The organism is Picosynechococcus sp. PCC 7003 (assembly GCF_001693255.1).
Taxonomy (GTDB): domain Bacteria; phylum Cyanobacteriota; class Cyanobacteriia; order Cyanobacteriales; family MRBY01; genus MRBY01.
In genome coordinates this window covers 945765-959113 of the sequence record NZ_CP016474.1, presented here as the reverse complement: position 1 = coordinate 959113, position 13349 = coordinate 945765, and the positions used below count along the sequence as shown (strand labels likewise).

At 50.5% G+C, this 13349-nt stretch carries 12 protein-coding genes; 6 read left to right on the top strand and 6 right to left on the bottom strand.

Translation table 11 applies throughout. From position 1 onward, the window contains the following. Positions 1-19: 19 nt before the first annotated feature. A complete protein-coding gene (locus AWQ21_RS04620) occupies positions 20-1642 on the top strand; it encodes a sodium:proton antiporter (RefSeq protein WP_157094696.1) in 1623 nt (540 codons plus the stop codon). On the opposite strand, the gene AWQ21_RS04615 is transcribed toward AWQ21_RS04620, so the two are convergent. Further along, the gene (locus AWQ21_RS04615; protein WP_397428174.1) at positions 1639-2427 is read right to left on the bottom strand and encodes a potassium channel family protein; all 789 of its coding nucleotides are present in this window, start codon (positions 2425-2427) and stop codon (positions 1639-1641) included. The genes AWQ21_RS04620 and AWQ21_RS04615 overlap by 4 nt on opposite strands. After that, positions 2369-3814: an ATP-dependent DNA helicase RecQ gene (locus AWQ21_RS04610; protein WP_065713517.1), complete on the bottom strand. Its 1446-nt coding sequence runs from the start codon at positions 3812-3814 to the stop codon at positions 2369-2371. Before AWQ21_RS04610 ends, AWQ21_RS04615 begins: the two co-directional genes overlap by 59 nt. 92 nt (positions 3815-3906) lie before the next feature. On the opposite strand from AWQ21_RS04610, the gene purU reads away from it, so the two are divergent. Further along, on the top strand, positions 3907-4755 hold the full coding sequence (gene purU, locus AWQ21_RS04605) for a formyltetrahydrofolate deformylase (protein ID WP_065713516.1): 849 nt from the start codon (positions 3907-3909) through the stop codon (positions 4753-4755). A 107-nt stretch (positions 4756-4862) separates the two neighbouring features. Here the strand turns inward: purU and tsaD are convergent, their stop codons facing one another. Continuing rightward, positions 4863-5903 carry a tRNA (adenosine(37)-N6)-threonylcarbamoyltransferase complex transferase subunit TsaD gene (tsaD, locus tag AWQ21_RS04600; protein WP_065713515.1) on the bottom strand — a complete coding sequence of 347 codons (1041 nt, stop codon included), beginning with the start codon at positions 5901-5903 and terminating at the stop codon, positions 4863-4865. 155 nt (positions 5904-6058) lie between these two features. Between tsaD and AWQ21_RS04595 the strand changes: the two genes are divergently transcribed. Both AWQ21_RS04595 and psaJ read left to right on the top strand, forming a co-directional pair. Then, complete coding sequence (locus AWQ21_RS04595) at positions 6059-6568, top strand: Photosystem I reaction center subunit III (protein ID WP_065713514.1); 510 nt, start codon at positions 6059-6061, stop codon at positions 6566-6568. Between the two features lie 43 nt (positions 6569-6611). Further along, a complete protein-coding gene (gene psaJ / locus AWQ21_RS15850; protein WP_012306636.1) occupies positions 6612-6725 on the top strand; it encodes a photosystem I reaction center subunit IX in 114 nt (37 codons plus the stop codon). A 353-nt stretch (positions 6726-7078) separates the two neighbouring features. On the opposite strand, the gene plsY is transcribed toward psaJ, so the two are convergent. The 3 genes from plsY to AWQ21_RS04580 all read right to left on the bottom strand — a co-directional run bounded on the left by plsY (position 7079) and on the right by AWQ21_RS04580 (position 9357). After that, positions 7079-7726 (bottom strand): glycerol-3-phosphate 1-O-acyltransferase PlsY, encoded by a 648-nt coding sequence (gene plsY, locus AWQ21_RS04590; protein ID WP_065713513.1) that lies wholly within the window; start codon positions 7724-7726, stop codon positions 7079-7081. 37 nt (positions 7727-7763) lie between these two features. Beyond that, complete coding sequence (locus AWQ21_RS04585; protein WP_065713512.1) at positions 7764-8888, bottom strand: DUF3086 domain-containing protein; 1125 nt, start codon at positions 8886-8888, stop codon at positions 7764-7766. A gap of 64 nt (positions 8889-8952) precedes the next feature. Beyond that, positions 8953-9357 carry a DUF3119 family protein gene (locus AWQ21_RS04580; protein ID WP_083998051.1) on the bottom strand — a complete coding sequence of 135 codons (405 nt, stop codon included), beginning with the start codon at positions 9355-9357 and terminating at the stop codon, positions 8953-8955. 181 nt (positions 9358-9538) lie between these two features. On the opposite strand from AWQ21_RS04580, the gene AWQ21_RS04575 reads away from it, so the two are divergent. Together AWQ21_RS04575 and AWQ21_RS04570 are read left to right on the top strand one after the other, a co-directional pair. Then, the gene (locus tag AWQ21_RS04575) at positions 9539-12679 is read left to right on the top strand and encodes an efflux RND transporter permease subunit (RefSeq protein ID WP_065713510.1); all 3141 of its coding nucleotides are present in this window, start codon (positions 9539-9541) and stop codon (positions 12677-12679) included. A gap of 22 nt (positions 12680-12701) precedes the next feature. Continuing rightward, positions 12702-13340 carry a GerMN domain-containing protein gene (locus tag AWQ21_RS04570; RefSeq protein WP_232315066.1) on the top strand — a complete coding sequence of 213 codons (639 nt, stop codon included), beginning with the start codon at positions 12702-12704 and terminating at the stop codon, positions 13338-13340. Positions 13341-13349 lie beyond the last annotated feature (9 nt).

Genomic DNA, 13349 nt, shown 5'->3' with positions numbered 1-13349 from the left:
GCCAAGGAAACTCACCACCGTGCCCAATCCTCCCCTGATCATTGTGCGCCACATCTTCCTGTTCGGACAAGCGGTTTCTTTGCCGGCCAATGCCTTTACCGGCTTAGTGAATACTCTGATTTTGTTGCTATTGGTAGCGACAGTCGTGGCGTTGGTGACCCGCTGGCTGAGAATTCCCTATGTGATTGGTCTGGTGCTGGCAGGGTTGTTGATTCCCAAACAAATTCTCTCCGATGCCATTGGTCTGAATCCCGAAGTCATTCTCAATTTATTTTTGCCGATTTTGATCTTTGAGGCAGCGATCAATACCGATATTAGTCGTTTGCGCAGCACCATTAAACCGATCGCCCTTTTAGCCGGTCCTGGGGTGCTCTTGGCGGCGACCATCACTGCGTTTTTCCTGAAAGTCAGCTTAGATTTAGCTTGGCTAACGGCCTGTGCGGTGGGCGTGATCCTCACAATTACGGATACGGTGTCAGTCATTGCGGCGTTTCGGACGGTGCCGGTACCGGGGCGACTGGCGACCATTGTGGAAGGGGAAAGTCTATTTAACGATGGGATTGCCCTTGTCCTGCTGAATATCGTGACGACCATCCATCTACAAGGCTCGTTTAGCGTCGGAGAAGGGGTTGAGCAGGTACTCATTGCCTTTGTGGGAGGTGGCCTACTGGGTTTAGGACTGGGTTATTTGTGCATTGGCTTATTCCGGCAATTGGATGATCCCCTTAGTAATATTTTGTTGACGGTGGCGGTTTCTCTGGGGACGTTTCAAATTGGTCAAGCTCTAGGGGTTTCTAGTGCGATCGCCGTGTTGATTGCGGGACTGCTGATCGGCAATGTGGCCCTGCGGGAATGCTCTGGTTCCGTGACGATTACGTTGCTAAATTTCTGGGAATATGCGGGTTTTGGGGTGAATACGTTTATTTTTCTGTTTGTGGGCATTGAAGTAGCCCCTTTATCACTTTTACAGACAATTCCAGCGGCTCTTCTGGCAGTATTGGCATACCAAATTGGGCGGATCTGCTCGATTTATCCTCTCCTATCGGTGTTGAAATTTTTTGACCGTCCCCTGCCCCTCCGCTGGCAACATGTCTTGATTTTTGGCAATGTGAAGGGATCTTTGTCCATGGCCCTCGCCCTCGGTTTACCCCTAACCCTCCAAGGGCGATCGCAGGTGATTACCCTCGTGTTTAGTACCGTCCTGGTTTCCCTCATTGGCCAAGGATTAAGTTTGCCCTGGTTCGTAAAAAAGCTGCAACTTGCCAAGCCTTCCCCGGTCCGCCAACACCTCGAAAATCTTCAGTTGAACTTAATTGCTGCCAAATCTGCCCAGGAAGAACTCAAAGAACTGTTGCAGAGTGGCAGTTTGCCGAAATTTCTCTACGAAGAACTCTTTGCCAGTTACCAAGCCCGCATTGCCAACGCCGAGGAAGAGTTACGGGGACTTTATAATCAACGCCTCACCCAAAAGTTAAGCCAGTTTGAGAACCAAGCTTATTTAGAAGGCTTGCGCCATCGCCTCTTTCTCGCCGAAAAAAGTGCCATTAACGAGGCAATTCTCAAGGGCTTAATTAGTGATGAGACGGCCCGGCCCTACTTACAGGAGTTGAACCAAAAAATTCTCGCCTTGCGGGATCCCTAAACAACACATAACCCCATAAAGTCCACCAATTGGTGGACCAGTTCTGGTTTGGTGACAGCCAGGATCGTCGAACCGCTTTCTAGGAGTGTACTGCCGTTGGGGATTTGTAGTTCTTCGTGGGGGTGGGCTTGGTAGCCGATCACTAATGTTCCAGCAGGAAAGCGATGATCCTGGGCCAGTTCTGCCACACTCCGGCCAACAATGGCGCAATTTTCGGGAATTGAGAGCTTTAAAACTTCGATTTGACCCTGTTCAAAGTGCATCATCGCATCTACTTCGGGATATTCGATGGCATTGATCACGCGATTGAGGGCCAGCTCTGTGGTGCTGATAATGTGGGTTGCCCCAGCGAGTTTGTAGGGTTCAATAAAGTCGCGATCGCGCATCCGGACAATGATTTGCGGGACACCATAGTGTTTGCAGAGGGTAACCAAGGCCAGATTAAGGGCATCGTCCCGGAGCGTGGCAATGACAGCATTGGCTTTGCGGATACCAGCTTCGATGAGGACGGTGGTTTTGACGGCACTCCCCTCAAAGGCCATGACACCAATTTTTTCGCGGGCATCCTGACAGGCGGTGGGATCGGTGTCAATGATCGCCACGGTATGGTTCATCCGTTGGAGGGTTTTTGCGAGATCTCGCCCCATCATCCCGGCACCACCAATTAAAACGTACATTGGGTTTCTCCCTGGTAACTGAAAAAAAGGCGATCGCCTTCCCAATTGATCATGAAGAGTTCTGACAGCGATCGCAATGGCCACAGCGGAAGTCTTGGGCCTGGTCATGGAAGCCAAAACTGTCGATTAAAAATTGCCAACGGCAGTTTTTTTGTCGCCAAAAGGTTTGTAGCTGTCGCACAGCGTGGATTTGTTGCTGCTGTAAAAGACTAAAGGCGGTAGGGTCTAAGGTTGGCTGACGTTCGTAGGTAAACGGATCCCGCCAGCGGAGTTGCCCAGTGCTGTGTAAAATTCCTAGGCTTAATTCTGCCTGGTGATCCAGCTCTAAAATGCTGCCCTGGAGAGGAAGGGTCTGGGCCAATTTTGCGGCGTCGCGGATCTGTTTTTGGAGATTTTGTTGAAAAAAGCGAGCGCGATTTTTATCCTCTGGGTTTAAAAAGCCCGTGGGTTCGCTAATCAAACTCAGGGCTGTGCTTTTTTTGCCATCACGACCGGCGCGACCAATTTCCTGGAGATACTCAGCCAGAAGACTGGGGGGATGGTAGTGAAGAATCCAGCGCACATCGGCCTTATCAATGCCCATCCCAAACGCATTGGTACAAACGACAAATTGTAAGCGCCCCGTTTGCCAGTCTTTTTCCTGTTGGCGGCGATCGCCTGGACTAAGGCCCGCATGGTAGGCCGCCGTTTGATAATTTTGTTGCCCCAGAGTCATGGCTAGAGTTTCCGCCTCCCGCCGCGACCGGACGTAAATCAATCCCGAGGCCTTGGCATTCGTTTGGATAAATCGGTGCAATTGGTCTCGTTTGCCCTTGGGACTCCAAACGGTGCGGCTCACTAACTGTAAATTGGGGCGATAGGGACTCTGAACGAATTTTTTGGGACTCTTGAGCTGCAGAGTTTGGCTGATACTCTTCTGGGCCTGGGGATCAGCGGTGGCCGTAAAGGCGGCGATCGCCATTTTGCTGCCCTTGGGTTTGTGGCGCAGTAAGGCGGGACGCACGGCCCCCAAGCGTCGATAGGCCGGACGAAAGGTATCTCCCCACTGCACCAAACAATGGGCTTCATCGAGGATTAGACCATTCACCTTTAACTGGGGTTGAATCAAAATTTCCCAGACTGGGGGACTTAAAAGGGTTTCTGGCGATAGATACAGCAAGCGCAACTGATTTTTCGCCACCGCTTGCAGGGTGTGCCGCCGCTCCAATTTTGATAACTGACTGTGGAGGAGTCGGGCCGGTAGACGTTTTTCCTGGAGAGTTTGCACCTGATTTTCCATGAGGGCCACCAGGGGAGAAACCACCAGGGTCAGGCCCGTTTGTAGAATTGCTGGCAGTTGAAAACAAATGGATTTGCCGCCACCGGTGGGCATGATAATGAGAGCATCCTGTCCGGCGAGTAAACTGCGGATAATCTGATCCTGGGGTGGCCGAAAGTCGTCATAGCCCCAAATTTGTTGGAAGGTGTACTGTACCTGTGCCCAAGTCTGTGTCATTTTTCCGTGAGATTCTCGCTACACCGTTTATTTTCAGGGCGAAACCCTTACAATAGTGGAGTTTTGCGAACCTTTAAGAATCTACAAAAGCAATGCCCACTGCTACTCTGCTAGTTTCCTGTCCGGATCAACAAGGTCTGGTTGCGAAAATTGCCAACTTTATTTACGCCAACGGCGGCAATATTATCCATGCAGATCAACATACGGATCTCAGCGTTGGTTTGTTTCTAACGCGCATCGAGTGGGAGCTAGACGGATTCAACCTGCCACGGGAGGTGATTGAACCCGCCTTTGGAGCGATCGCCAAACCTTTGGGGGCAACCTACAGCCTACATTTTTCTGACCAAGTCCCCCGGCTGGCCATTTGGGTGACCAAACAGGATCACTGTTTGCTGGATCTCCTCTGGCGACAACAGGCAAAAGAACTCAAGGCAGAGATCCCCCTGATTATCAGCAATCACCAGGAACTAGAGGCGATCGCCCAACAATTTAAGATTGATTTTCACCATATCCCGATCACCAAGGCCACCAAAGCGGAGCAAGAAGCGAAACAACTGGCCCTGTTGCAGGAATACAACATCGATCTAGTGATCCTCGCCAAATATATGCAGGTGCTCAGTCCTGATTTTCTGGGCAAGTTTAACCAGGTGATCAATATCCACCATTCTTTTTTACCGGCCTTTGCGGGGGCGAAACCGTACCACCGCGCCTACGACCGGGGCGTAAAAATTATTGGTGCCACGGCTCACTATGTCACCCAGGATCTCGACGAAGGGCCGATTATCGAGCAGGATGTGGTGCGGGTCAGCCACCGGGATGACGTAAAAGATCTAATCCGTAAAGGCAAAGATTTAGAACGCATTGTTTTATCCCGCGCCGTCCGTCTCCATCTGCAAAATCGCGTTTTGGTCTACGGTAACCGCACCGCCGTCTTCGCCTAACAATCCTCCCTAGAGGGAGGTGCCGAAGGCGGAGGGTGTTCTTCCTTGGGGTGTCAAGGAGTGGATAACCCTCCCCTAGCCCCTCCCGAGGAGGGAGATAAGAAGAGTTAGCTGTATAGAGTTTGCACTTGGGTAATCGGTAAACGGGAGGCCACAGGTAAATCTAACGGAGAGCGATCGCTCCTTTGGAAATGTTCCGCCGCCGCACAGGCGATCATTGCTGCATTATCCGTACAGAACTTGAGGGGCGGGAAATAAACCCGAATTCCGGCTTCCGCCGCTGCTGCCGTCAAAATCTGCCGTAAACCGCTGTTTGCTGCCACGCCACCGCCGACCACAATCGTTTGTAATTGGCGATCGCCTGCACAGCGCACCGCTCGTTTCGTTAAAGCCTGGGCAACAGTGTACTGAAAGCTGGCCGCAATATCTTCTACCGGAACATCTTTTCCCTCCGTTTCAAACTGCTGCACTAAGCGCAAAACTGCCGTTTTTAGACCACTAAAACTACAGTCATAGGGATGATAGCCGCCGCCTGGCAAAGAAATTCTCCCCTCTGGCAACTTAAAAGCTTGGGGATCACCTTCCTTGGCCAGGCGATCGATCACCGGGCCGCCTGGATAACCCACTTTCAACAGCCGCGCCACCTTATCAAAGGCTTCTCCGGCCGCATCATCGCGGGTTTCCCCCAGCAGTTCATACTCCCCGCAACCGCGCACTTCAATAAAACTTGTGTGGCCCCCAGAAACTAAGAGGCAGAGAAAGGGCGGTTCTAGCTCCGGTTGGCTGAGATAGCTGGCGTAAATGTGCCCCTCTAGGTGATGTACGCCGATAAAAGGCTTTTGGTGCACCATGGCCAGGGTTTTTCCGGCGGCGGCCCCCACCAACAAAGCCCCCACCAATCCCGGTGCACAGGTGGTGGCGATCGCCTCAATTTCAGACCAGTCCAACCCCGACTGCTCAAAGGCCGTGTCAATACAAGCATTGATACTTTCTAAATGGTGCCGTGATGCCACCTCCGGCACAACGCCGCCAAATTCCCGATGAATATCGATTTGCGAAGCAACCACATTGCCAAGAACTTTACGATTATTAACAATTGCAACGGCAGTTTCATCACAACTTGTTTCGATTGCTAAAACAATGCTCATATATCGGTATAACTTAGATTTAAGTTAACAACTTTAACCTTTTTTGCCTTTACTCGATACGCTGGTCACAGTAATATTGCTTCCAAAGTACAAATGGATTGGCGTATCTTTTGTACAAAAAACTTAATTATTTTGTAACAAAAGGAAACAAACTTATGCAACGTTTCGTAGCTGTTGTTTGCGCCTTTGCTCTCTCTTTAACTTTGTGGCTGGGTTTTGCTTCCCCCGTGAAAGCAGATTCTTTGTCTCACTTAACCCCCTGTAGTGAGTCCGCCGCTTATAAACAAAGAGCAAAGAACTTCCGCAACACCACCGCAGACCCGAATTCCGGTCAAAACCGTGCCGCGGCTTACTCTGAAGCCCTCTGTGGCCCCGAAGGTTTGCCCCACCTCATCGTGGATGGCCGTCTTGATCATGCCGGTGAATTTTTAATTCCAAGTATTCTCTTTCTCTACATTGCTGGTTGGATCGGCTGGGCTGGTCGCTCTTATCTGATCGCAGTCCGTGATGAAAAGGATGCGGCAATGCAAGAAATCATCATCAATGTCCCCCGGGCGTTTAGTTTGATGTTGGCTGGTTTTGCTTGGCCTTTGGCTGCTCTGAAAGAATTTACTTCCGGTGAGCTAGTCGTGAAGGATGCGGATGTCCCCATCTCTCCTCGCTAGGGTTTCATTTTTAAGTATTTATCATTCTTTTTGGAGTAAATAAATGGATAAGTTCTTATCTTCAGCGCCGGTGCTGTTGACCGCAATGATGGTTTTTACGGCTGGACTATTAATTGAGTTCAACCGTTTCTTCCCTGATCTTTTATTCCACCCGTAGGTCTAAAATATCACTGGGATTTTGGTTTTAATAATCTAATAAAACAACGGCACTGGGACGATTCCCAGTGCTTTTTTAATTTATTTAACCTTAGGCTTTTTAATTTTGTAGTGAGAGAAGTTAGTTAAAAATTGTTCCTGATTGGCCTAAGGACAAGCCATTGTTTTGGCTCTTTTTTAGAAATATGATGCCCGTAAATAAAGACTTAAAAGACTGGGAAATCATCAAGAGTTTTAGCTGTGAAATGAAGAGTTTCCAAGTAAATTAGGCCGGATAAGTTCATCCAAAAGTACAGAAAATCTTCTCCCTATTTTTAAGGAAAAACTTTATCTGTTGAGCGCTAATTTTAAGGTTTAGTTTGTCGCCTTAGCCCCAAGTTTAGGTTCGGTGCCAGCAATGATTCTTTGGATATTGGTGCGGTGGCGGGCAATCACATAAATGCCAGCGATCGCCCCGAAAAGGATGTAGGGGAGGGGCTGTTGTAAAACAATCATCAAAAGCATCACGGCGATCGCCCCACTAATCGAACTCAGGGAAACAATTTGGGTTAAAGTAATTGCCGCCGCAAAGGTGACGATGGTGCCCAGGGCAACCCAAGGGGCCATGATCAAAAGAACACCGATACTGGTGGCGACAGATTTTCCGCCGTTAAAGCCAATGAAAATAGATTTGCTGTGGCCCAAGACAGCGGCGATCGCCACGGCCATGGTGAGCCAATATTGATCATAGTTGGCAGGGAAGGCTATCCATTCGGGGTGGGTATAAAGCAGCTTGAAAAATAAAATCGCCGTAACCCCCTTGAGCGCATCAAAGAGTAACACCGTGATCCCAGCTTTTTTACCGAGGGTTCTGAGGACGTTGGTGGCCCCTGTGGAGCGGGAACCATAATCGCGGATATCAATCCCCTTGAGCCACTTGCCAGCTAGGTAGCCTGTGGGAATAGCCCCCAATAAATAGGCCACTCCGATGCAAAAGGGGGCGATCGCCAACGAAAGATTCATAACCCATTACTCCGATGCAGGAAACACGTGCGAAAACTTAGAAAAAGTAAGAAGAATCGGACTGGGGTTCCGGCGCAAATGCAAGCCACAACGGGTATTGCAGCAACGACAGATTAATATTGTCCTCAGCTTCATCAATAATGATTAGCGGTAGTCTATCATCTTCTACGAGTCGATCCGCCTTTTGGACGAGGGCATCGGGACTTTCAAATAAAATGACCCCAGAATTTGGCCCAAAGTCACTGCGGGAGATGCCTAAACAGTCCTGGAGTCCCCGCCGCCATTCCCCGAGCCGTTCTGGGGTATTGGCTAAAATCAAGGCCCGGAGGCGATCGCCATAGAGACTGTAGAGCACCGACAAACTGGCCGAAGCCACCAAAATATTTTGCAGACGGCTGCCCATGCTCCGGATTGCGCCTCGTCCGCCTTGGTCAAAGAACCATTTCTTTACCCGTTCACTATGGATCGGCTCGAAGGTACGGCGCAGTTGCCAGGGGGGGCCATAGTAGTCTGGCGACATCCGGTATTGATCCAGCATTTCTTGAATTCGGCGCGCCTTGGCCGCAAAACTTTGTTCTGAAAACTGGGGTGGGATTAACTTCTGGGGGGGAGGCTCTGGAGGCGGCACCTGGGAGGGCGCCGCAGACCAATCTTGATCAAAGCTAGGTAAATCTAACTGTTCGGCGGCGATCGCCAAATCCTGTAAGCTCCCGATGAGATAATCCTTAAACCCTTGTACCCGCACCGCAATTTCCTGGGAAGTGCCCGCAAAGGTGGTACGCATTTCCTCACGGATTTTGTCCCGGCGTCGCTCCAACTGGGCAATGGACTTTTGCAGGCTTGCCTGCCTGTCTTCGAGGGTTTGGAGTCCTGTGGCCATCAACCGTTCTAGTTGAGCTTGGAGATCCCCTGTTTCTGCCTGTAAGAGGGTCTCTTTTTCTGCCTTAAGTTCGGCAATTTCTGCCAAAAGAGTCTCTTTTTCTGCCCATAATTTTTCCAATTCAGTGCCGTCTACCGTAGCCTCTGGGATCTGGTCAGGCGCGGGAGTTGAAGCACTGGCATCAGTCTCAGTACCACTCGTTTCAGAGGGCAAATTTAATGGTTCTTTTGGGGTAGGTTGCAGGTCTAATTTGGGTCGGTCTTGTTGGGGGTCTGAACTCATAAAAGTTTGTCCTTAGGGGCAACAGGTGGCAAAGCAGGAAAAAAACGATATTTAGTGAAGGGTGTTAATCTTGGCGAGGGCAGCGCGCTTCAAGCATCTGCTGGAGGGTGCGGGGGTCAAAAATAATCGGTAAAAAATGAATGCTATTGATTTCTTTAAAGTAGAACAGGATAGGAACCCTTGTCCAAAAGATGCGCCAATTTTGCCACTCGCGATAGGGAAAACGCCGAATGCGATCGCCACTGCGATACACATCTAAATCCGTTGCGGTGAATTCTAGCCGTAGGGTCACCGCTTGAAACAGTAAAAATAGGCCAAACAATGAGGCGATCGCCCCCACCCAAATTTGCCAGAGCGCCAGGGGAATCCCGGCAATGATCAGCACCAGGGGAATGTTGTAACTAGGCCGTAATTCCACCGTTGGCGGCAGTTGATCGCTTAACTGAGGTGACGGAGAAGCAGAAGTCATTACTGTGGGGGGACGAAGGTGAACAAGGGTGAATTCCAATTTTAACGTCAAGCCTTGCCCCATTAAAGCTTTTCTGATTCGGGACGCAAAAACAAAGAATTTGACGCAGGATCCAGAAAGTTGCCTGTCTTTCTAGGAAAAAACTCTTACGATAGGGAGATGCTTTCCTCAGATTCTCTTCATGTTTTCTAAGCTCTTTATTAAGAAGCCCATCTTTGCCCTGGTTTGTGGGGTCATTATTTTACTGGTCGGTCTGATTACGATTCCCAGCCTCCCGGTCGCCCAGTTTCCCCAAATTAGTCCCACCCAAATCAGCATCACGGCCAGCTACACCGGGGCTAGTGCTGAAGTAGTCGAACAAACCGTTACCAATATCCTCGAAGCAGAACTCAACGGTATTGAAGGTCTCAGATATCTTTCCTCCACCAGCAGTAACGACGGCCTCAGTACCATTGTGGCCACCTTTGATGCCAGTCGTAATGAAGATCTCGCCGCCGTTGATATCCAAAACCGACTCGCCGCTGTCACCTCACAACTGCCAGCAGAAGTCCAGCGGAACGGGGTTAGGGTCGCAAAAAGCAGCAATAACATTGTCCTTGGGGTCGGTTTGTACTCCGAGGCGGGCGAATATGATGATGTTTTTCTGAGTAATTATGCCGATAATTACCTGCTCGATGCTCTCCGCAAACTAGAGGGGGTCGGTAATGTCCAGATTTTTGGGGAACGTCGCTATGCGATGCGGGTCTGGCTCGATCCCAATCGTCTGGCGGCCCGCCGTCTCATTCCCCAGGACGTGGTTGCAGCGATCCAAGAACAAAATCGCCTGGTGGGAGCTGGACAGTTGGGCCAATCCCCCTCTCCAGCGGGACAACAGTATCAGTTTGACCTAGAAATTCAAGGGGGACGCCTGGGGACAGTGCCAGAGTTTGAAGAGCTGGTACTCAAGGTTGATGATCAGGGTCAGATTATTAAACTGCGGGATGTGGGCCGCGTTGAACTAGGGGCAGAGAACTACAACACCACCGTTCGTTACCGGGGAAACCAGGCGGTTGGGATTGGGATCTTCCAGCGGCCAGGCAGTAATGCCCTGGATGTGGCGAATCGCGTCATTGAAGAAATGAAAGTTCTCTCGGAGCAGTTTCCGCCTGGGTTGGACTATCGCATTGCGTTTAATACGACCGATTATGTGGCGGCATCGATGCGAGAAGTGGTGATCACTTTATTGACGGCGATCGCCTTAGTGATTTTTGTGATTTTCCTTTTTCTCCAAGATTGGCGCACCACCCTTGTACCGACCTTAACGATCCCCATCGCCCTGATTGGGACGTTCATTTTCATCAAGCTTTTCAATTTTTCGATTAACAGTCTGACCCTTTTTGGTCTCACCCTCGCAACGGGTTTAGTAGTGGATGATGCGATTGTGGTCGTCGAAGACATTGCCCGACTGATCCACGAGAAAGGCATGGCCCCGAAACAGGCGGCGATCGCCGCGATGCAAGAGTTGACCGGAGCCGTGATTGCCACCTCCCTAGTCCTGATGGCTGTGTTTATTCCGGTGGCTTTTTTCCCAGGGACGACAGGGGCTTTGTATCAGCAATTTGCCCTTACTATTGCGTTTTCTATTGCGATTTCAACCTTTATCGCCCTCAGCCTAACCCCTTCCCTCGCTGGGGTTTTGTTGCGCGATCGCCCCGAACCCACCAGCGCCTTGGGAAAAGTCTTTAACCAATTCAATCGGTTTCAAACCTGGCTCCGTCGCCGCTACCAGAAGCTATTAATCCAGTTGACGCGGATGAAATATGTGGTCGTGGGTCTTTTCGTTGCCCTGCTTGCCATTACTGTCTGGCTTTATCAAATTGTCCCCGGTGCCTTTGTGCCCGAAGAGGACCAAGGCTACATCATCACCATTGTCCAAGCGCCCCAAGGGGTTTCAATGCAGTTCACCGATGCTGTGATGGCGCAGGTGGAAGCAGAACTCCTCAAGATCCCCGAAATTGACGGCACCTTTGCCATCAGCGGCTTTAGTTTTGGCGGTGGGAGTCAGGCCAATTCGGGCGTCATTTTTTGTCCCCTAAAGCCCTGGTCAGAGCGGACTCGACCTGAACAAACAGCCCAAGGAATCATTGGTCGCCTATTTCCAACTTTTGCCCAAATTACTGAAGCCCGCGTCTTTCCGGTGAACCCACCACCGATCCAAGGTCTCAGTAACTTTGGTGGTTTCCAGTTCCAACTCCAAGACCGCAGTGGACGCGCTGCCATCCAGGATTTGGTGGGGGTCATGGGGCAACTGCTAGGCGCGGCAAACCAAGACCCAGCCCTCCAAGGGGTATTTAGTACCTACGCCGCCAATAATCCGAAATATGACCTTGAACTTAAACGGGATTTTGCGAAGGCGAAAAATATTAACATTGCCCAGGTCTATGGCACATTACAAACGGCCTTCGGGTCTACCTATGTCAATGACTTTGATTTGGGTCAGGACAATTACCGGGTTTATGTCCAGATGGATGGTCTATTTCGAGATAATCCAGCGGATATTGGTCAGGTTTATACCCGCTCCGACACCGGTGAAATGATTTCTCTCGGACAGTTATTCACCCTCACGCCGGGATCTGGTGCCCAAACAATTAACCACTACAATCTGTTGCGTTCCATTGAAATTAATGGTTCTGCGGCCCCGGGGGTCAGTTCTGGTGAAGCACTACAAACCATGGAGCGCATCGCCCAGCAAACGTTACCCCGCAGTTTTGGTTATGAGTGGGCGGGCACAGCCTTAGAGGAAATTGAGTCAGGGGGGCAAGCACCGATTATTTTTGGTTTGGGGTTGGTCTTCGTCTTCTTGGTTTTGGCTGCGCAATACGAAAATTTCTTGGATCCGGCAATTATTCTGCTCTCGGTACCCTTGGCTATTTGTGGCGCTCTGACGGCATTGGTACTTAGGGGTTTCCCTAACGATGTGTACTGCCAGGTGGGTCTGGTGATGTTGATTGGTTTGGCCAGTAAAAATGCCATCTTAATTGTGGAATTTGCGAACCATTTGCGCGGCGAAGGACTATCGATTACCAAGGCGGCCATTGAGGCAGCCCGGGAACGACTCCGACCAATTTTAATGACCGCAATTTCGACTTTATCGGGGATCTTTCCCTTAACATTGGCAACGGGGGCCGGGGCCGCCAGTCGTCAGTCTTTGGGGACGACGGTCTTTGGGGGGATGCTGGTGGCGACTTTATTGAGTTTGTTTGTGGTGCCGATTTTGTATATTTTGGTGACTTACTTGAGTGAATCTTTATTGGGTCACCGACTGTCAAAGGATGAGGTATAGGATTTTGCTCTGTAAGTTTGCAATGGTAAAACAAATGATCTGGACACGACGCGTTTGGCAAGGGTTGGGTACAGTGGCATTGGCGATCGCCTTCACGACCGCTTGTACCGAAATGCCCAATGGCAACAATCCCCCCCCAGTGGTGAATGAACAGCCCCCAGTGGATAACAATAATCCGCCTCCAGATGGTGAAGACCCCACTGACAATAATCCAGATTCAAATCCTGGGGAAACGACGCCTCAACCGACGGTTTACTGGCTCAAAGACGAAGGCGATCGCCTAGCCTTAGCCCCCGTGGAAGTGACCCCCACCGCAGAAACGCCCACAGGCCAACTGGAAAGCCTCTTTACCCAATTGCTCACAGAAACCCCAGGGGATAGCCTCAGTAGCACGATTCCCCCCGGTACAGAACTGTTGAGTCTGATCATCCAGGGGGATGGCATTGTGGTGAATTTATCCGAAGAGTTTCAGTTTGGCGGCGGCAGTGCCTCGATGATTGGTCGCGTTGCCCAGGTGCTCTATACGGCCACCAGCCTTGATCCCACCGCCGCAGTATGGTTCCAGATCGAAGGGGAACCCCTGGAAGTGCTAGGGGGTGAGGGGCTAGAGATTGCCCAGCCCATGACCCGCGACATTTTCACAACGGACTTTGATCTTTAGTTAGCCCAG

Bases quoted from the DNA above. Each gene is read 5' to 3' on its own strand.
- AWQ21_RS04595 (WP_065713514.1), top strand. From the start codon at position 6,059: ATGCAACGTTTCGTAGCTGTTGTTTGCGCCTTTGCTCTCTCTTTAACT.
- AWQ21_RS04570 (WP_232315066.1), top strand. From the start codon at position 12,702: ATGGTAAAACAAATGATCTGGACACGACGCGTTTGGCAAGGGTTGGGT.
- AWQ21_RS04610 (WP_065713517.1), bottom strand. From the start codon at position 3,814: ATGACACAGACTTGGGCACAGGTACAGTACACCTTCCAACAAATTTGG.
- tsaD (WP_065713515.1), bottom strand. From the start codon at position 5,903: ATGAGCATTGTTTTAGCAATCGAAACAAGTTGTGATGAAACTGCCGTT.
- purU (WP_065713516.1), top strand. From the start codon at position 3,907: ATGCCCACTGCTACTCTGCTAGTTTCCTGTCCGGATCAACAAGGTCTG.
- psaJ (WP_012306636.1), top strand. From the start codon at position 6,612: ATGGATAAGTTCTTATCTTCAGCGCCGGTGCTGTTGACCGCAATGATG.
- AWQ21_RS04585 (WP_065713512.1), bottom strand. From the start codon at position 8,888: ATGAGTTCAGACCCCCAACAAGACCGACCCAAATTAGACCTGCAACCT.
- plsY (WP_065713513.1), bottom strand. From the start codon at position 7,726: ATGAATCTTTCGTTGGCGATCGCCCCCTTTTGCATCGGAGTGGCCTAT.
- AWQ21_RS04575 (WP_065713510.1), top strand. From the start codon at position 9,539: ATGTTTTCTAAGCTCTTTATTAAGAAGCCCATCTTTGCCCTGGTTTGT.
- AWQ21_RS04580 (WP_083998051.1), bottom strand. From the start codon at position 9,357: ATGACTTCTGCTTCTCCGTCACCTCAGTTAAGCGATCAACTGCCGCCA.
- AWQ21_RS04615 (WP_397428174.1), bottom strand. From the start codon at position 2,427: ATGACCAGGCCCAAGACTTCCGCTGTGGCCATTGCGATCGCTGTCAGA.